The sequence below is a fragment of the Streptomyces sp. NPDC001851 genome (assembly GCF_040297165.1).
In the GTDB taxonomy this organism is placed as follows: domain Bacteria; phylum Actinomycetota; class Actinomycetes; order Streptomycetales; family Streptomycetaceae; genus Streptomyces.
Genome location: NZ_JBEOYR010000029.1, coordinates 40,655 through 57,228 on the forward strand (window position 1 = coordinate 40,655; position 16,574 = coordinate 57,228).

Sequence of the window (16,574 nt, forward strand, 5' to 3'; positions counted from 1 at the left end):
CCTTCACGCCCACGGTGCTGCGAGAGTAGAAAGGTCTGGACCACCCGTCAATAGGTCTGGACCACCTCGCGGACCGTTCGCTCAGATCCCCAACTCCTGCGCCAGCACCGCCGCTTGGACCCGGCTGCGCAGCTCCAGCTTGGCCAGCAGTCTGCTGACGTGCGTCTTCACCGTGCCCTCCGCCATCTGCAGCCGCTCGGCGACCTCGGCGTTCGACAGCCCCTGGCCGACACAGGACAGCACCTCCCGCTCGCGCCGGGTCAGACCGTCCAGCACGGCCGGGTCGGCCTTCGTCCGGCGCACCGGACCCGCCGCGAACTCGGCGATCAGCCGCCGGGTCACCGCCGGCGCGACGATGCCCTCCCCGCGCGCCACCGTCCGTACCGCCTCCAGCAGATCCCGCGCCTCGGTGTTCTTCAGCAGGAACCCGGCCGCCCCGGCCCGCAGCGCCCCGAACACGTACTCGTCCAGGTCGAAGGTGGTCAGCACCAGCACGTCGGCGACCCCCTCCGCCACGATCTGCCGGGTCGCCGACACCCCGTCCAGGCGCGGCATCTGCACATCCATCAGCACCAGGTCCGGCCGCAGCTCCCGGGCCAGCTCCACCGCCCGCTCCCCGTCCGCCGCCTCCCCGACCACCTCGATGTCGGGCGCGCTGCGCAGGATCAGGACCAGCCCGGCGCGGACGGCGGACTGGTCCTCGGCGACCAGGACACGGATCACGAGGGACCTCCTTCGGTGTCGGTGAGCGGAAGAGTGGCGCGTACGGTCCACAGGCCGGCCCCCGCTCCGGCCGTGAAGCCGCCGCCGAGCAGCTTCGCCCGCTCCCGCATCCCGGTGAGCCCGGAACCCGAGCCGGGCGCGCGCGGGCTGTCGCCGGGCCGGTAGGGGCTCGTGACCTCCACGGTCAGCGTGTCGTCGGCCTGCCGCACGCTCACCCGGACCGTCCCCGGCGCCGCGTGCTTGAGGGCGTTGGTCAGCGACTCCTGCACGATCCGGTAGGCCGCCAGCTCCACCGGCGCCGGCACCCGGCCGTGACCGGCGTCGAGCCGCACGTCGAGACCGTTGGCGCGGGCGCCCTCGACCAGGGCGGCGAGGCCGTCGAGCGTCGGTGTGGCGGCCGGCTCCAGGTCACCGCCGCTGTCCCGCAGGATACCGATCAGCCGCCGCATCTCGGCCAGCCCCTCCACGCTGTTCTCCCGGATCACGCCCAGAGCGTCCCGTGAGGTCGCCGGATCGTCGAGGGAGAGCGCGGCCGTGGAGTGGATGGCGATCGCGGACAGATGGTTGGCCACCATGTCGTGCAACTCCCGTGCCATGCGCGCCCGTTCGGCGGTGACCGCCTGAGCACGGTCCATCTCGGCGAGCAGCGCGGTCTGTTCGGCGCGCAGCCGGGCCGCCTCGGCCGCCTCCCGGTGGTCGCGCACCACCCAGCCGGTCGCGGCGGGCGCGAGCGCGATCACGCCGATGCCCACACCGATCAGCAGCCCCTTCGGATCGCGCCACAGGGCGGCCGGTACGACCCCGCCGAGCACCGTCAGCATCCCGGTGACCCAGGGGATGCGGCGGGCGGAGGCCGGGGTGCCGTACAGGACGGCCGCGTACATCAGGTCCGTGTACAGCACGACGGTGACCAGGCTGCCGACGGTCACCGTGTCCAGGGTCAGCGTGAGCGTGCCCACCAGCAGCCCGATACGGGGCCGGGTGCGGCGCAGCAGCTCGCAGGCGGCCGTCACCGCCAGCGGCACCAGCGGGGCCCAGGGCGCCGACCACAGCACGAGCGGGTCCGCCGGCTCACGCGAGTGGAGACCGAGCGCCCACAGCAGCAGTCCGCCGAGTAGCCCGCCCACGGCGATCCGCAGGTCGTCGCGGTGGGGGCGGGGGAGTGCTGCGAGGGCCATGCCCCCATCCAACACGGCCCGCGAGCGGCCCGTGTGCGACTGGGGCAGGGTCCTGGACTGCAACTTTCGCTTACGCGGGGTTCCGCCGCGCCGACGATGATCCGCGCCCCGGCCGCCGGGAGCCTGGAAGGGTGACCGAGGGGAGCGAACCATGATCGTAGGGTTGATCATCGCCTGTGAGGTGGCGTTCTGGGTGCTGCTGGCGGCCGGACTGGCCTTCCGGTACGCGCTGCGGATGCCCCGGACGGGACTGGCGCTGCTGTTGTGCGAACCGCTGCTTGAGGTCGTGCTGTTCATCGTGACCGCCATCGACCTGAGGAACGGCGCGCAGCCGGACTGGCGGCACGGTCTGGCCGCCGTCTACATCGGCTTCACGGTCGGGCTGGGCCACTCGACGATCAAGTGGGCCGACGCCAGGGTCGCCCACCGTTTCGCCGGCGGCCCGCCCCCGGTGAAGCCGCCGAAGTACGGCACGGCCCGCACCGTCCACGAATGGAAGGTCGCGGGCCGCTGGATCCTGGCCGCGTGCGTCGCCCTCGCTCTGCTCCAGGGCGCCGTCTGGTACGTCGGCGACGGCGACATCAGCTCCCTGCGGGCCTGGCAGCAGCGCATGCTCTGGGTGATCGGCATCAACCTGGTGATCGCCGGCAGCTACACGCTGTTCCCCAAGCGTGAGCGCTAACGCTCACCGCCCGGCACCCACAGCACATCGCCCTCCGCCTTGTTCGCGGTGCGCGCCAGGATGAACAGCAGGTCCGACAGCCGGTTGAGGTAGGTCGCGGTGAGCGGGTTCATCGTCTCGCCGTGCACCTCCAGGGCCGCCCAGGTGGAGCGCTCGGCCCGGCGGACCACCGTGCAGGCCTGGTGCAGCAGGGCCGCGCCCGGGGTGCCGCCGGGCAGGATGAAGGAGCGGAGCTTGTCCAGCCGCTCGTTGAAGCGGTCGCAGTCCGCCTCCAGCTTGTCGATGTAGAACTGCTCGACCCGCAGCGGCGGGAACTCCGGGTTCTCCGCCACCGGCGTCGACAGGTCCGCGCCCACGTCGAACAGGTCGTTCTGGACGCGCGTGAGCACCGCGACGACGTCCTCCGCCAGGCCGCCGAGCGCGATCGCGGTGCCGATCACCGCGTTCGCCTCGTTGGCGTCCGCGTAGGCGGAGATCCTCAGGTCCGTCTTGGGCACCCGGCTCATGTTCCCGAGGTGGGTGGTGCCCTTGTCGCCGGTCCTGGTGTAGATGCGCGTCAGATTGACCATGTGGCCAGCGTAGTTACGCTCCGGCCGTCCGGAACACCCGTGTGCCCACCGTCACGGTCAGCGCCGCGAAGCCGACGGCGACCAGGACGCCGTAGAGCATGTGCGCGGTCGCGTACTGCCCGACGTACGCGTCGCGCACCGCGTCCACCAGATAGCGGAACGGCACGAAGTGCGACAGCACGTCCAGCCAGGCCGGTGCCAGGGTCATCGGGAGCATCAGGCCGGACAGCAGCATCGAGGGCATCGACACCATGTTGATCAGCGGACCGAACTCCTGCGGGGTGCGCACCTTCATGCCGAGCGCGTACGACAGGGAGGCCAGCGACAGCGTGAGCAGTGCGACGAACCCGAAGCCGATCAGGATGCCCGCGACCGGCGCGCGCAGGCCCATCACCAGCGCGGCCAGCACCAGCAGCACCGCCTGGAAGACGAAGACCGTGGCGTCGCGCAGCACCCGGCCGAGCAGCAGGGCGAGCCGGCTGACCGGCGTCACCCGCATCCGCTCCACCACCCCCTGCCCCTTCTCGATGATGACCGTGAACCCGGCGAACAGGGCGCCGAACAGGCCGAGTTGGAGCAGCAGCCCGGGGACCAGCACCTGCCACGAGCTGCCCGTGCCGCCCAGCGGCAGATCGGTGAGCAGCGGACCGAAGAAGAGCAGGTACAGCAGGGGCGTGAGCACCCCGAAGAGCAGGGCGAAGCGGGAGCGCAGGGACTGGCGCAGGTAGCGGCCGTAGATGAGGGCCGTGTCGTGAAGAAGCATCGGTGGGATCTCTCTGCGGCTATACGGCGACGGGGGCGGCGTCGGCCGGGGCGGGGCCGCGGCCGGTGACGGCGAGGAAGGTGTCCTGGAGCGAGGCGTCGATCGAGCCGCCGTACCGGAGCTTCAGCGCGCTCGGTGTGCCCTCGGCGGCGACCGTGCCCTTGTCGACGATCACCAGACGGTCGGCGAGGGCGTCGGCCTCGTCCAGGTAGTGCGTGGTCAGGAAGACGGTCGTGCCGTGCTCGTCGCGCAGCCGGCGCACCAGGTCCCACAGGTCGGCGCGGCTGCCCGGGTCGAGACCGGTGGTCGGCTCGTCCAGGAACAGCACCTTCGGCCGGTGGGTGAGCGCCATCGCGATGTCCAGCCGCCGCCGCTGGCCGCCGGAGAGGGCCCCGGCCTTGCGGTCCAGGAAGCCGGTGAGGTCCAGGTCGCGGGCGAGTTCCTCGGCCCGGGTGCTCGCCCCGGCCTTGGTCAGCCGGTACATCCGCCCCTGGGTGACCAGCTCCTCCCGCACGGTGATCTGCGGATCGACCCCGCCGGACTGGGCGACGTACCCGCTCGCCGCGCGCACCCCGGCCGGATCCGTCGCGAGGTCGTGCCCGGCGACGGTGGCCGCGCCGCCGGTCGGCTTCAGCAGGGTGGTGAGCATCCGCAGGGTGGTCGTCTTCCCGGCGCCGTTGGGCCCGAGGAAGCCGAGGATCTCGCCTTCCCGGACGGCGAGGTCGATGCCGCGCACCGCCTCCACTGGGCCGGACTTGGTCTGGAAGGTGCGGGCGAGTCCCGCCGCGCTGATGACTGCTGCCATACCCTCAGAAAAACAGAGTCTCTGAAAATTTGCAATCACCCCAAGTTTTCATCGGCCCCAGCGAAGTTAGGATGCGGGCATGGCTGAGGGACTCAGGGAGCGGAAGAAGCGGCAGACCCGGCAGTACATCTCGGATGTCGCCACGGGGCTGTTCGTCGAGCGCGGCTTCGACGCGGTGACGGTCGCGGAGATCGCCGAGGCGGCGAACGTCTCCGTCAACACCGTCTACAACTACTTCCCGGCCAAGGAGGACCTCTTCTTCGACCGCTCGGCCGGCATGGTCGACCGCCTCGCCCGCTGGGTCCGGGGCAGGCCGGAGGGCGAGTCGGCCGCCGCGGCGGTCCTCCGCGAGCTGCGCGAGGAGGTCGAGGCGGTCTCCCCCCGGGTCGGCCTGCTCCCCGGCTACGCCGCCTTCATGAAGGTCATCGAGGAGGCCCCCGCCCTGCGCTCCCGCCTCTGGGCCCTCGCCCAGGAGGTCCAGGCCAACCTGGAACAGGTGCTGCGCGAGGACACCGGCGCGTCAGCCGACGACGAACTGCCGCATCTGATGGCCGGCCAGATCGGCTGGGTCCACAGCACGGTCGTCGCGGTCATCGGCCGCGAGATGGTCAAGGGACGCGACCCGCGTGAGGTGTCCCGGGAGGTGCTGGCGCTGCTGGACGACATCGAGGACCTCCTCAGCGAGAAGGTCCTCGGTTATGCGGTACGGGGACAGGACTAGGCCCTAGCGCAGCGCGCCGCTCCTGACACCCGCGACGAACGACGACCACGGCTCCGCCGCGAAGAGGAGGGCGGGGGCGTCGGGGGTCTTGCTGTCACGGACGGGGACGGCGGAGGGGATGCTGTCGCAGACTTCGAGGCAGGCGCCGCCGTCGGGGTTGCTGTAGCTGCTCTTGCGCCAGTCGGCGGTGTGCAGGAGGTCGTCGGAGACTTCGAGGCAATCTCCGCCGCTCGTGTTGCTGTAGCTGCTCTTGCGCCAGGTCACGCCGCTCAGATCGATGGCTCGCACGGCATTTCCTCCAACATCCGCAGGATGAACTTGCGCGACTCGGCCGGGGGCAGCGCGAGATCACGCATCGCATCGTACCTACGCTGCAGCTCCTCAACTGGGGCGTTGTCTTCGACCAGTTCGCCACGTAGGTCGTTCTCGGTGTAGGCGACTGTGCGACCGTCCGTCAACCGCAGAAACTTGACGGCGGTGTTCATCAGGCCATGGGGACCGGCGCTGAACGGCAGCACCTGGAGGGTGATGTTCGGGCGCTCGGCGACCTCCGCCAAGTGCTCCAACTGCTCGCGCCAGGCGTCCAGATCGCTCAGCGAAGTACGCAGCACCGCCTCGGAGAGGATGACTCGGAACAGTGGCGGGTTGTCGCTCTCCAGCAGCTGGCGGCGCCCCAATCGCGCCTCGACCTGCTGGTCCAGCTCATGGCCTTTGATCCAGCCCGCCGCGAGCGCCTCGCGTGCGTACCCGGCCGTCTGGAGCAGACCTGGCGGTGCGCTCACCGAGTAGTGCCACAGGCTCACCGCCTCCGCCTCCAGCAGCATGTACCGCCTGTACTGCTCCTTGAACTGAGTCGGGTCCCCCACCGCCAACTCCCACATCACCAACAGAAGCCCAGGCGTGCCGTAAAACCCGTCCAGCGCCTCGGCCACCTCCGGACTGCCCAGCGTCTTCCCGCTCTCCAGCTTCATGAAGAGGGACGGGTCCCAGCCGACCGCGTCGGCCAGTGCGCGCAGGCTCAGACCCCTGGCCGTGCGCAGGCGCCGGAGTTCCTCGGCATAGCGCTTGCGGGGTTCCTGGCTGCGTCCCGTGATCGCCTTCCGCGCCGGCATGGCACGCCCCTCCCCAATCAGTAACCGCCCGGACACTTAGCGTATCGATCTGCCGACGGTCACCGCGCCGCTTCTGTGAGAAGCGAGCTGACCCGGTCCGCGAAGCACGGGCCCGGTACCGGGATCTCGACGCCGGGATGGCGGGCGTAGCCACGGCGGACGGCGTGGGCGACGTACGACGTGACGACGTCGGCGCGACGGGGGCGGCGGTGCGTGCCCGGGGCGGTCAGGCCGCTGAGGACCCGCAGCACCGTGGGGACCGACGCGTCGAAGGTGCAGCTCACCGGCGGGCAGGCGCCGGTCACGGGGATCGTGTCGTGGTCGGTCGTGGCGTCCAGGCCGGTCTGGCCGTACCAGAAGGCGGCCGCGTGGGCCTCGCCGCGCGCGCGATGGTGCAGGGAGAGGCAGTAGGCGGACGGCGCGTGTCCGGCGCCGGCCGCGTACTGCCACCAGAAGCGGGCCCCTTCGTCGATCCCGGCGACGTTCAGGGCGCAGCCGAGCAGCCAGGCCCCCTCCGGTTCGGGGAGCTGGTCGGTGAGGAAGCGGAGCGTGCCGGGGGCGAGCGCGCCGAGGAGGGAGTCGCACAGGGTGCGCAGGTCGCGGATGGCGGCGGGGTCGGCGGGGCGGGCGTCGGCGGCGCCGATGGCGCCCTGTCCGTATCCGGGGTAGGCGCTGTCCTGGTAGGGGACGGTGTCGGCGGGGACGTCGGGGCGGTGGTGCAGTCGGGCGCGGGCGAGGAGGGCGTCTATGTCAGGCATGGCGGTAGGGGTCACTCCCGGGAGCCCGTGCGGCGCAGCAGGTCTTCGAGGGCCGCGCGGGCGTGGTGGTCGACGGCGTGGGTGATGGCCGGGCTCAGACCGGTGACGTAGGGGATCGTTTCCTCCAGGTCCAGGCCGCACAGGTGACCGAGCACGACCACGTCCATCTGGTCCTGGGGGAGGCGGGCGATGGCGTCGAAGAGGTCCACCAGGTCGGTCATGACGACGAGACGGCCCGGCACGCTCTCGCTGACCTCCTCGGTGGAGAAGACGGCGGCGCGCAGGTCGGGGCGGCCGTCGCGGTGGGCGGCCCGGGCCAGCACCCGGGACCGCAGCAGGCGCCAGGCGTTGCGCCGGAGGTTCTCGCTGCTCGCGGCCGCGCTCCAGGACAGCCAGAGCAGGTCGAAGGTCTCGCCCACCGCCCAGCGGACGCGGTCCTCGGCCAGCAGGAAGGCGCGGGCGTAGGCGGTGTAGGGCGCACGCATCGCCTCGGTGAAGGCCTGGTGGGCCAGGGGCGGGGGCTCCGGGGCGCACGCCACCTGCTCGATGCAGTGGTCGATCCACCCCTGTTCCTTGCGGGCTTCGCGGGCCGCGGCGGTCCACAGGCGGCGCATCGGCTGCACGGGCAGGCCGAGTGCACGGATCACGCTGAACGTGATCTCCCAGGCGGGGTAGTAGCCGTTGCCGCGCAGGAGTTCGCTGATCCGGGTCTTGGAGTAGCCGGAGCGGTGGACGAGTTCGTCCAGGGTCAGGCCGCTGGAGCGGACGCGGTTGCGCACCGGCTCCAGCCAGGCGCGGTGGGACAGGCCCGCGGTCGCGGAGATGGGGGCCGGCTTCCGGCCGCGCCTGCCGCCGGCCTCCGCGGGAGCCGGCCGGTCGGCGCCGGAGGGCGAGGTCATCGGGGCGGCTCCTCCCTCTCGGGACCGGTCAGGGCCTGGACGATCTGCTGCACCAGCAGGCCCAGGGACGGGAGCAAGGTGGCCACGGCGGCGACCTGTCCCAGCACGGTCATCACCGTGCTCCACGTGAGGACCGTCACCAGGACGGCGACGGTCATCACCTTCTTACTCGACATCACGCACTTCGTTTCTGTGAGCAGGACTCACTCCAACTTCCCCTCGACGGCCCGGTGTTGAAGAACCGGGAGGGGGAGCCAGCATGACCCGGCCGCCGTCCGGCACGCCACGTGATCATGGGGTTACGGAACAATGGGCCCGAGGGCCGGGCCGCGCCACCCGCCGCCACCCGCAACGCGGCGGGCGAACGACGACGATTCAATCCATTGGGGTGAAAAGCCACTTCCGGGTGCGCAGTACCGCGAAGGCGGTCCGGCCGGGCGGCGCGTACCGCTGCCGGTGTGATGTCCGTCAAGTGAGACGTGACGCGCGTTACTTACTGCTCACACAGCCGCTCCGGAGCGCTATGGTCCGCCGGAGAAGCAGACTTGGAGCGCGTTCAAAGGGGAGTCGGAGTGGCACGGAAGCTTGCCGTCATCGGGGCCGGTCTCATGGGGTCCGGTATCGCTCAGGTCGCCGCGCAGGCGGGCTGGGACGTCGTCCTGCGCGACGTCACCGACGAGGCGCTCAAGCGTGGCACCGACGGCATCAAGGCGTCGTACGACAAGTTCGTGAGCAAGGGGAAGATCGCGGCGCAGGACGCCGACGCCTCCCTGGCCCGCATCACCGCCACCACCGACCTGGACGCCGCCGCCGACGCGGACATCGTGGTCGAGGCCGTCTTCGAGAAGCTGGAGGTGAAGCACGAGATCTTCCGCGCGCTCGACAAGATCGTGCGCCCGGACACCGTGCTCGCCTCCAACACCTCCGCCATCCCGATCACCAAGATCGCGGCGGTCACCGAGCGCCCCGAGCGGGTCGTCGGCGTCCACTTCTTCTCGCCGGTGCCGATGATGCAGCTCGTCGAGCTGGTCCGGGGCTACAAGACCAGTGACGAAGCCCTCGCCACCGCGCGGGAGTTCGCCGAGTCCGTCGGCAAGACCTGCATCGTCGTCAACCGGGACGTCGCCGGGTTCGTGACGACCCGGCTCATCTCCGCCCTCGTCGTCGAGGCGACCAAGCTCTACGAGTCCGGCGTCGCCACCGCCGAGGACATCGACCTGGCCTGCAAGCTGGGCTTCGGCCACGCCATGGGCCCGCTCGCCACCGCCGACCTCACCGGCGTGGACATCCTGCTGCACGCCACCAGCAACATCTACACCGAGTCCCAGGACGAGAAGTTCGCCCCGCCGGAGCTGATGCGCCGGATGGTGGACGCCGGTGACATCGGCCGCAAGAGCGGGCAGGGCTTCTACACGTACTGAGACCCGCCCGGCCCGCGTACGAGAGACCCGTCCGTACGCGCACAAGACCGGACATTCACCCCGGGAAAATCACCCCCCGGGGTGAATTGGGTATCGGTTCGCTTACAAGCAGCAACCGCACCACCACGCACGCAGTCAGACGGTGCACAGCACCGTCACCGAGTACGCCAACCGCATTCAACGGGGAGCGCTTATGCACATCAGGGGCGACCATGCCGAGCTGGTCGTCGGGGGCCGCCTCGACGTCCGCAGCGCGGCGGACGCCCGTACGGCCCTGCACTCGGCCGTCGACGGCGGAGTCGGCGATCTGGTGCTCGACCTGTCCGAACTGGACTCCTGGGACGCCACCGGACTCGGGGTGATCATGGGTGCCCATCGGCGGGCCGGCCGCTGCGGTCGCCGTCTGGTGCTGCGCGGTGTCCCGCCGCAGATGCAGCGCCTGCTGGTGGCCACCCGGCTGCACCGCATCCTCGCCATCGAGGGCGGCATCGGGGTCGAGTCGCTGCCCCGGGTGTGAGGCCGCTACGGGTGTGAACCGGGCGACAGGGGAGCCCCGGCGGAACCGGGCGCAGCCGCCGAAGCGCACGTCGGGGGCAATCCTCACCGGACTGTGACGTCTCGGACCGCACGGCACCCCGCCCTGTCGGAGATACTGAGCGAAGGTTTAGGGTTCGGTCGCCCGCCGCCTCGCAACCCTCGACCGAGCGGGCCCGGACCAGAAGCGACAGCGCGGTGTGCGACAAGGCCGGGAGGGGCCGGAATCACGGGCACACGACGCTTTTGGGGGGCTGAACCCATGGAACCCATGGAACCCATGGACCCGATCGACCGGGGACCCGAGGAGCACGGCCAGGCGGCGAGCCGCCGCCCGCCCCGGGAATCCCTCACCTCCGACTTCGGCCAGAGCGCGCCCGCGCTCGCCCGTACGGCGCAGCTCGTCGCCGGCGACCTGCTGCTGACCGTCAACCCCGTCGACGGCAGCGAGATAGAGCTCTGCCCGCCGGTCCGGCGGCCGGCCAGGCCCCGCAAGCGCACCGCCGCCGAGCGCGCCGAGGCCGAGCGTGCCGCCCGGCCGCCCGTACCGCCCGGCCCCGCCCAGCCGGCGCTCTCCCTGGTGGAACGGCAGGACGAACGCGAGCGCCTGGTCCGGCTGCTGGCCCGGGGCCGCTCGGTCCGGCTCACCGGTCCCGGCGGCTCCGGCCGCACCGCGCTGCTCGACCTCGTCGCCGAGGACTGCCAGGACCTCGCGCCCGACGGCGTGATCCGGCTCACCGGCTTCCACCGCACCACCACCGATCTCCTGCACGACCTCGTGCACGCCGTGTACGACGCCCCGCAGCACCGCCCGGAACCGGACGAACTGCGCACGCTGGTCCGGGAGATCGGTGCGGTCGTCGTCCTGGACGACATCGAGTTCGGCGGCACCGCCCTCGACGAGCTGCTCGACGCCACCCCCGAGTGCGCGTTCCTGATCGGCGCCACCCCCGACGTGCCGGCGCCCTCCGACGGGTCCGCGGTCGAGGAGGTCTTCCTCAGCGGCCTCGACCGGGCCGGCGGCGTGGAGATCCTGGAGCGGACCGTCGGCCGGGTCCTCACCGAGGAGGAGGCCAACTGGGCCGGCGACCTGTGGTTCGAGTCCGAGGGGCTGCCGCTGCGGTTCGTCCAGGCCGGCGCCCTGCTCCGGCAGCGCGACGAGCTGCGGGCCGGCGCCGGGGCGGTGGACGAGTACGGCGTCTTCGAGGACGCACCCGAGCCGGCCGAACCGTCCCCGGAGCCGGCGGACGAGGTCCCGCTGCCCTCGCTCGGCGAGGCCGCCGCGCCCGCCCCGCTGCTCGCCTCCCGGCTCAGCGCCTCCGCCCGCGCCACCCTGCGCTTCGCCGTCGCCCTCGGCGGCGAGGTGCCGCACCAGGCACATCTGCCGGCGCTGATCGGCGACACCCACGCCGACGCCGCCCTCGGCGAACTCACCGCGTGCGGGCTGGTCTCCCCGGTCGGCGCCCGCTACCGCCTCGCGGCCGGCGTGCGGACCCAGCTGGAGGCCGCCGGGTACGCCGACGACACCGAGGCCCAGGCCCTGGCCGCCGCCGAGCACTACACCTGGTGGGCCGGTCACCCGTCGGTCACCGCCGAGCGGGTGTGCGCGGAGGCCGACGCGGTCCTGGCCGCGCTCGCCGCGGTCGTCCCGCAGACGGCTCCCTCCGCCGAAGGGCAGGCGAGCGGCGCGGTACGGCTCGCCCGTACGGCCGCGCCCGCCTTCGCCGCCGGGCTGCACTGGAGCGCCTGGGAACGGGCCCTGCGGTCCGGCGCGGAAGCCTCCCGGCTGACCGGCGAGGTGAGTGAACAGGCCTACTTCCACCACGAGTTGGGTGTCCTGGCGCTGTGCTGCGGACAGCTCGACCGGGCCCGCGCCGAACTGGAGGCGTCCATCGGGCTGCGCGGGGCGCTCGCCGACAGGCGGGGCACTGTCGCCGGCCGCCGGGCCCTCGCGCTGGTCGCCGACCGCTCCGGCGAGGTGCCCGGGCTCGTGGCGGCGGGGCTCGCGCCGGCGGCGGGGGAGGAGCTGCCGGAGGTACGGCACGAGGAGTCGGCGCCGCCGCCGTACGTGCCCCTCGGCGACCCCCTGGTCACCGACCGGCTCCCGGCGCCCGGCACGGCGCGGGGCAGGGGCCTTGTGCAGGTGGCCCGCCGCAATCTCGTGGCGATCGGCTCCGGGGCACTGCTCGCCGCCGTGCTCGGTACGGTCGTCACGCTCGGCATGACCTCCGACGACAACGCCGGTAAGAACCCGGCCGGGAAGGTCGGCGTCAACCCGTCGGCGAGCCCCGGCCTGGACGACGGCAGCCTCGGCGCGGACCCGAAGAACGACCCGCCGGCACGCACCGGCTCGCGTCCGACCGCCGCCCGCCCGACGAACCCGGGCCCCGACGGCACGTACGGCACGACCGACGACCCGACCCCGACCCAGCCGGCCACCTCACCCTCGACCGCCCCGAGCCACACCCGGGGCACGGGCGGCGGGAGCACGTCCCCGACTCCGACCAGGTCGAAGCCGACGAAGTCGGGTTCCCCCTCGCCGACGAAGTCGACGTCCTCGGGCAGCCCGTCCTCGACCCCGCCGACCTCTCCCTCGTCGACAACCCCGAGCTCCTCACCGCCCCAGACGGGCGGTACGAGCCCGTCCACCACGAACACGGCGAGCGGTCCGACGGCGCCGCGGACTTCGGGGAGCGCGGCGAGTTCGCAGAGCGCGTCGGAGTCTCCGGACGGGGTGATCTAGCTCTTCTCGCTCAGAACAGGCGGAGCTTGTCGTCCTCGATGCCCCGCAGGGCGTCGTAGTCGAGGATCTGGCAGGTGATGCCGCGGTCGGTGGCGAGGACGCGGGCCTGGGGCTTGATCTCCTGGGCGGCGAAGACGCCGCGGACCGGGGCCAGGTGGGGGTCGCGGTTCAACAGCTCCAGGTACCGCGTGAGTTGCTCCACGCCGTCGATCTCGCCCCGCCGCTTGATCTCCACCGCGACCGTCCGGCCGTCCGCGTCCCGGCACAGGATGTCCACCGGTCCGATGGCCGTCATGTACTCGCGGCGGATGAGCGTGTAGCCGTCGCCGAGCGTCTCGATGCGGTCGGCCAGCAGTTCCTGGAGGTGCGCTTCCACGCCGTCCTTGATCAGACCGGGGTCCACGCCCAGTTCGTGCGAGGAGTCGTGGAGGATCTCCTCCATCGTGATGATCAGTTTTTCGCCCGCCTTGTTGACGACGGTCCACACGCCCTCGTCCTCGCCCGTCCCCTCCTTCAGCGTGCAGGGCGGCGACATCCAGTTGAGGGGCTTGTAGGCCCGGTCGTCGGCGTGGATGGAGACGCTGCCGTCCGCCTTGACCAGGATCAGGCGGGGCGCCGAGGGCAGGTGGGCGGTGAGCCGGCCGGCGTAGTCGACCGAGCACCGGGCAATGACGAGACGCATGGTCGGCAACGCTACTCGACGCGCGCCGGTGCACGCGATTCGCCCATCGCGCTCCCTGTGGATCGTCCCAATTGTCCCTGGAAACTCTTGTTCATCCCTGGCCGATTGTGCCCGTAACGGGACCGTTCCATATACCCATTCTGCTGGTGTGGTCACCTACCGTTGCCTAACGTAGGAACGGGAGGTCGCGATGTGTGTACTGAGCGTGTTCGAAATAGCGAACTCCCCTACCTGTCCGGCAACCCCTGCCCCGCGGGGGTGCGAGAGGAGTACCCATGTCGCTCGACGTCTCACCGGCCCTACTCGAACAGGCCGAGCGAGGCGAGGTCGACGAAGCAGCATTCGTCGACTGCGTCCGGACCTCCCTGCCCTACGCATGGGAGATGATCAGCTCCCTGGTGGCTCAGCTGAAGGTCGACGGCGGCCCCTTCGCCGACAACCAGACGCCCCCGCCGGACGAGCAGGCACGCGGTCAGCTGCTGCGCGCGCTCGCGAGTGACGCCATACGCGGCGCCCTGCAGCGGCACTTCGGTGTGCGGCTGGCCTTCCAGAACTGCCACCGGGTGGCGGTGTTCCCGCTGGACGCCTCGGTGGACGAGACGCTGGCCCGCTTCACCTCGGTGCGCAGTCAGTTGCTGAACCAGTCGCCGGAGCTCCGGGACTGCTGACGCGCAGGCCGCCACGGCAGAGCCAGTGAGCCGCTCGCTTGCCGCTCCATCCGGGGGAGGTGCGTTCAGTGCTGGGGCGGCAAGCCCCCAGGCCGGCCGGTGCGGTGCGGGACGGCTCGGCGCAGCTGGGGCAGTACCTCGGCGCCGAGCCGCCGCAGGTTCTCCTCGGTCGCGGCGAGATCGCCCGAGCCCTCCGTGAGGAGGGCGAAACGGGAGATGCCGGTGCGCTCCGAGGTGGCGGCGAGCCGGTCGGCGGCGAGCCGCGGGGTGCCGACCGGGTGCAGCCCGCAGAGCAGCTCGGTGTAGGCGTACGGGTCGCGCATCGCCCGCGCGCGGCCGTCGACCGTCACATGCGCGTCCAGGCCCTGCTTCAGCCAGCCCGGCATCGCCTTCAGCAGGGTCTCGGCCGCGTCCGTGCGCCGGTCGGCGAGCTGGCACACCCCGGCCGAGACATGCGCGGCGTCCGCGATCTCCTCGGCCGGCCGGCCCGCCGCCCGGGCGCAGCGCCGCCACAGGGCGACCATCTCGGCCTTCTCCTCGTCCCCGATGTGCATGCCGAGCAGCATCGGCAGCCCGCGCTCGGCGGCCAGCCGTACGCTCGCCGGAGAGGTGCAGGCGACGACGACCTCCGGTCCGGGGGTCTCCGACAGCGCCTCCGACGGGCGCGGTACGACGGGCACCTCGCGGAACCGGAACCGCTCGCCCGCTGCCCCGACCCTCGGCTCGCGCAGCCAGCGCAGCAGCAGATCGAGTGACTCGGGGAACCCGTGTTCGTACGCCTCCAGGCCGGTGCCGAACACCTCCAGATCCACCCACGGCCCGCCGCGCCCGACACCCAGGCTGAACCGGCCGCCGCTCGTCAGGTGCAGCAGCGCGGCCTGCTCGCCGAGGGCGACGGGGTGGGCCGTGGGCAGTACGCTGACCGCGGTGCCGACCCGGATGCGGCGGGTGCGGCCGAGCAGCAGGGCGGCCAGGGTGACGGCGGACGGGCATGTGCCGTACGGCACGAAGTGATGCTCGCCCAGCCACACGGCGTCCAGCCCGGCCTCCTCGGCGACCTCCGCCGAGCGGACGGCCCGGTGCAGGGCCTCCCCGGGGCCCTGGCCCGGGAACTGGGCGCCCAGCACAAAACTTCCTACGTACATCGCATTTCCTGCTTCCTTGGCTCCGACCCGGAGCTCCCCCACCCGGCATAACCGTCTGACACGTGCCCAGGACACGGCCTGGCGGAGAGATTTGCGGATTGTCTGCAGAATGGATCGCCGGGCGGGGGGACTTGTACGGTTTGGTTCCGTACGCGTACCCCTCGTGGCGGCGCGTAGGCTGGAAGCAGCCCGTGCTCCCTGTATAGCCCGAGAGGTGTCCCGTGTCCCCGCGCCGCAACCGACCGAAGGCAGCCGGATCATCGGGCCGGAGCGCCGAGGACGACCGCACCGCCCGGTACGGCGGCTGGCAGTCGACCGAGAGCTGGCAGGGCGAGGAGTGGAGCGTGCGCCATGTCGCCGGGGCGAGCGCCGAGGGCAAGACCTACCGCTGCCCGGGCTGCGACCAGGTGATCCCCTCCGGCGTCCCGCACGTGGTGGCCTGGCCGGAGCACGCGGGCGTCGACGACCGCCGCCACTGGCACAAGTCCTGCTGGAACGCGAAGGACCGCCGCACCACACGGGTGCAGCGGTCCCGCAACGCGCCGAGGTTCTAGCGGAGCCTGTCTAGTCGGCTTCGACCAGGTATCTGACGTTCTCCACCACGAACTCGCCGTACTGGAGGGCCGATCCGATGGCCTCCAGCCGCGCGTACTGGTCCGGGGACAGACAGACGTCCGGGGCGGCGCTTCTGATCACTCTCAGGAGCACCCGGAAAGCCAGGTCCGGAGTGCAGCGGCGGGCGCAGTCGACCAGCGCCGCCCGCACCTCGGCAGCCAGGAACCGGGCTCCCTCGATCTCGGCGACGACCGCGTCGAGACAGGCCATGCCGTCCTCGGTGTCCGCCCCTGTGAGCGGGCGTACGTCGGCTTCTCCGGACAGCCGCGCGTCACACAGGTCGACTACCGTCCGCGTCCACTGGGCTCCGCCCCCGATCCGCTCGAAGCTCGGCATGTACTCGGCCCCGGCGTCCCACAGCACCTCCAGCGTCTCCGAGGGGAGGTTGCCGAGCATCTGCGCGTCCCGGCGCACCGCCAAGGCCGCCTCATTGATCCCACCCGCGAGGTGGTTCCCGACGATTTCGGCGGCTGTGTCCCCGTAGTGGGTCGCGTCCTGATGAAAGAAACCCATCACCCACGACACGCCGAAGTCGAACTCCGTGAAACGTGGCACT

General features: G+C 71.8%; 20 protein-coding genes. 7 read left to right on the top strand and 13 right to left on the bottom strand.

Features of this window, described 5'->3' with window-relative positions; genetic code table 11:
- Positions 1 to 81 precede the first annotated feature (81 nt).
- Together ABT171_RS33320 and ABT171_RS33325 are read right to left on the bottom strand one after the other, a co-directional pair.
- Positions 82 to 723 (bottom strand): response regulator, encoded by a 642-nt coding sequence (locus ABT171_RS33320; RefSeq protein ID WP_351250124.1) that lies wholly within the window; start codon positions 721 to 723, stop codon positions 82 to 84.
- Positions 720 to 1,901, bottom strand: a complete 1,182-nt coding sequence (locus tag ABT171_RS33325; RefSeq protein ID WP_351250125.1) for a sensor histidine kinase — start codon at positions 1,899 to 1,901, stop codon at positions 720 to 722. Before ABT171_RS33325 ends, ABT171_RS33320 begins: the two co-directional genes overlap by 4 nt.
- 151 nt (positions 1,902 to 2,052) lie before the next feature.
- Here ABT171_RS33325 and ABT171_RS33330 point away from each other — a divergent pair, with 151 nt between their 5' ends.
- A complete protein-coding gene (locus ABT171_RS33330; protein WP_351250126.1) occupies positions 2,053 to 2,583 on the top strand; it encodes a hypothetical protein in 531 nt (176 codons plus the stop codon).
- Here the strand turns inward: ABT171_RS33330 and ABT171_RS33335 are convergent.
- Genes ABT171_RS33335 through ABT171_RS33345 form a run of 3 tightly spaced genes read right to left on the bottom strand, consistent with a single transcriptional unit; the run spans position 2,580 to position 4,720 of the window.
- Complete coding sequence (locus tag ABT171_RS33335; protein ID WP_351250127.1) at positions 2,580 to 3,152, bottom strand: cob(I)yrinic acid a,c-diamide adenosyltransferase; 573 nt, start codon at positions 3,150 to 3,152, stop codon at positions 2,580 to 2,582. The genes ABT171_RS33330 and ABT171_RS33335 overlap by 4 nt on opposite strands.
- Before the next feature lie 13 nt (positions 3,153 to 3,165).
- Positions 3,166 to 3,915: an ABC transporter permease gene (locus ABT171_RS33340; protein WP_351250128.1), complete on the bottom strand. Its 750-nt coding sequence runs from the start codon at positions 3,913 to 3,915 to the stop codon at positions 3,166 to 3,168.
- Positions 3,916 to 3,934: 19 nt separating this feature from the next.
- Positions 3,935 to 4,720: an ABC transporter ATP-binding protein gene (locus ABT171_RS33345; protein ID WP_351250129.1), complete on the bottom strand. Its 786-nt coding sequence runs from the start codon at positions 4,718 to 4,720 to the stop codon at positions 3,935 to 3,937.
- Between the two features lie 79 nt (positions 4,721 to 4,799).
- Between ABT171_RS33345 and ABT171_RS33350 the strand changes: the two genes are divergently transcribed.
- Positions 4,800 to 5,441, top strand: a complete 642-nt coding sequence (locus ABT171_RS33350; RefSeq protein WP_351250130.1) for a TetR/AcrR family transcriptional regulator — start codon at positions 4,800 to 4,802, stop codon at positions 5,439 to 5,441.
- A 3-nt stretch (positions 5,442 to 5,444) separates the two neighbouring features.
- Here ABT171_RS33350 and ABT171_RS33355 read toward each other — a convergent pair whose 3' ends face one another.
- From ABT171_RS33355 to ABT171_RS33375, 5 genes are read right to left on the bottom strand one after another with little or no spacing between them, the layout of a single operon-like run.
- A complete protein-coding gene (locus ABT171_RS33355; protein ID WP_351250131.1) occupies positions 5,445 to 5,729 on the bottom strand; it encodes a DUF397 domain-containing protein in 285 nt (94 codons plus the stop codon).
- A complete protein-coding gene (locus ABT171_RS33360; RefSeq protein WP_351250132.1) occupies positions 5,711 to 6,553 on the bottom strand; it encodes a helix-turn-helix domain-containing protein in 843 nt (280 codons plus the stop codon). Before ABT171_RS33360 ends, ABT171_RS33355 begins: the two co-directional genes overlap by 19 nt.
- Before the next feature lie 59 nt (positions 6,554 to 6,612).
- Positions 6,613 to 7,311 carry a hypothetical protein gene (locus ABT171_RS33365; protein WP_351250133.1) on the bottom strand — a complete coding sequence of 233 codons (699 nt, stop codon included), beginning with the start codon at positions 7,309 to 7,311 and terminating at the stop codon, positions 6,613 to 6,615.
- Between the two features lie 11 nt (positions 7,312 to 7,322).
- Complete coding sequence (locus tag ABT171_RS33370) at positions 7,323 to 8,210, bottom strand: SigE family RNA polymerase sigma factor (protein ID WP_351250134.1); 888 nt, start codon at positions 8,208 to 8,210, stop codon at positions 7,323 to 7,325.
- The gene (locus ABT171_RS33375) at positions 8,207 to 8,386 is read right to left on the bottom strand and encodes a hypothetical protein (protein ID WP_351250135.1); all 180 of its coding nucleotides are present in this window, start codon (positions 8,384 to 8,386) and stop codon (positions 8,207 to 8,209) included. The genes ABT171_RS33370 and ABT171_RS33375 overlap by 4 nt, the downstream gene beginning before the upstream one ends.
- 396 nt (positions 8,387 to 8,782) lie before the next feature.
- Here ABT171_RS33375 and ABT171_RS33380 point away from each other — a divergent pair, with 396 nt between their 5' ends.
- The 3 genes from ABT171_RS33380 (at position 8,783) to ABT171_RS33390 (ending at position 12,908) form a co-directional block, all read left to right on the top strand.
- Positions 8,783 to 9,631, top strand: coding sequence for a 3-hydroxyacyl-CoA dehydrogenase family protein (locus tag ABT171_RS33380; protein ID WP_351250136.1), 849 nt, complete (start codon positions 8,783 to 8,785; stop codon positions 9,629 to 9,631).
- A 193-nt stretch (positions 9,632 to 9,824) separates the two neighbouring features.
- Complete coding sequence (locus tag ABT171_RS33385; RefSeq protein WP_330337777.1) at positions 9,825 to 10,148, top strand: STAS domain-containing protein; 324 nt, start codon at positions 9,825 to 9,827, stop codon at positions 10,146 to 10,148.
- Positions 10,149 to 10,445: 297 nt separating this feature from the next.
- Positions 10,446 to 12,908, top strand: a complete 2,463-nt coding sequence (locus tag ABT171_RS33390) for a Cdc6/Cdc18 family protein (RefSeq protein ID WP_351250192.1) — start codon at positions 10,446 to 10,448, stop codon at positions 12,906 to 12,908.
- Between the two features lie 10 nt (positions 12,909 to 12,918).
- Here the strand turns inward: ABT171_RS33390 and nucS are convergent, their stop codons facing one another.
- Positions 12,919 to 13,590, bottom strand: a complete 672-nt coding sequence (gene nucS / locus ABT171_RS33395) for an endonuclease NucS (RefSeq protein WP_351250137.1) — start codon at positions 13,588 to 13,590, stop codon at positions 12,919 to 12,921.
- Positions 13,591 to 13,865: 275 nt separating this feature from the next.
- Between nucS and ABT171_RS33400 the strand changes: the two genes are divergently transcribed.
- Positions 13,866 to 14,258: an SCO5389 family protein gene (locus tag ABT171_RS33400; protein WP_030656147.1), complete on the top strand. Its 393-nt coding sequence runs from the start codon at positions 13,866 to 13,868 to the stop codon at positions 14,256 to 14,258.
- 65 nt (positions 14,259 to 14,323) lie between these two features.
- On the opposite strand, the gene ABT171_RS33405 is transcribed toward ABT171_RS33400, so the two are convergent.
- The gene (locus ABT171_RS33405) at positions 14,324 to 15,403 is read right to left on the bottom strand and encodes an LLM class flavin-dependent oxidoreductase (protein WP_351250138.1); all 1,080 of its coding nucleotides are present in this window, start codon (positions 15,401 to 15,403) and stop codon (positions 14,324 to 14,326) included.
- Between the two features lie 221 nt (positions 15,404 to 15,624).
- Here ABT171_RS33405 and ABT171_RS33410 point away from each other — a divergent pair, with 221 nt between their 5' ends.
- A complete protein-coding gene (locus tag ABT171_RS33410; RefSeq protein WP_351250139.1) occupies positions 15,625 to 15,957 on the top strand; it encodes an Rv1322 family protein in 333 nt (110 codons plus the stop codon).
- 10 nt (positions 15,958 to 15,967) lie between these two features.
- Here the strand turns inward: ABT171_RS33410 and ABT171_RS33415 are convergent, their stop codons facing one another.
- Complete coding sequence (locus tag ABT171_RS33415) at positions 15,968 to 16,573, bottom strand: hypothetical protein (RefSeq protein WP_351250140.1); 606 nt, start codon at positions 16,571 to 16,573, stop codon at positions 15,968 to 15,970.
- Position 16,574: the final 1 nt, after the last annotated feature.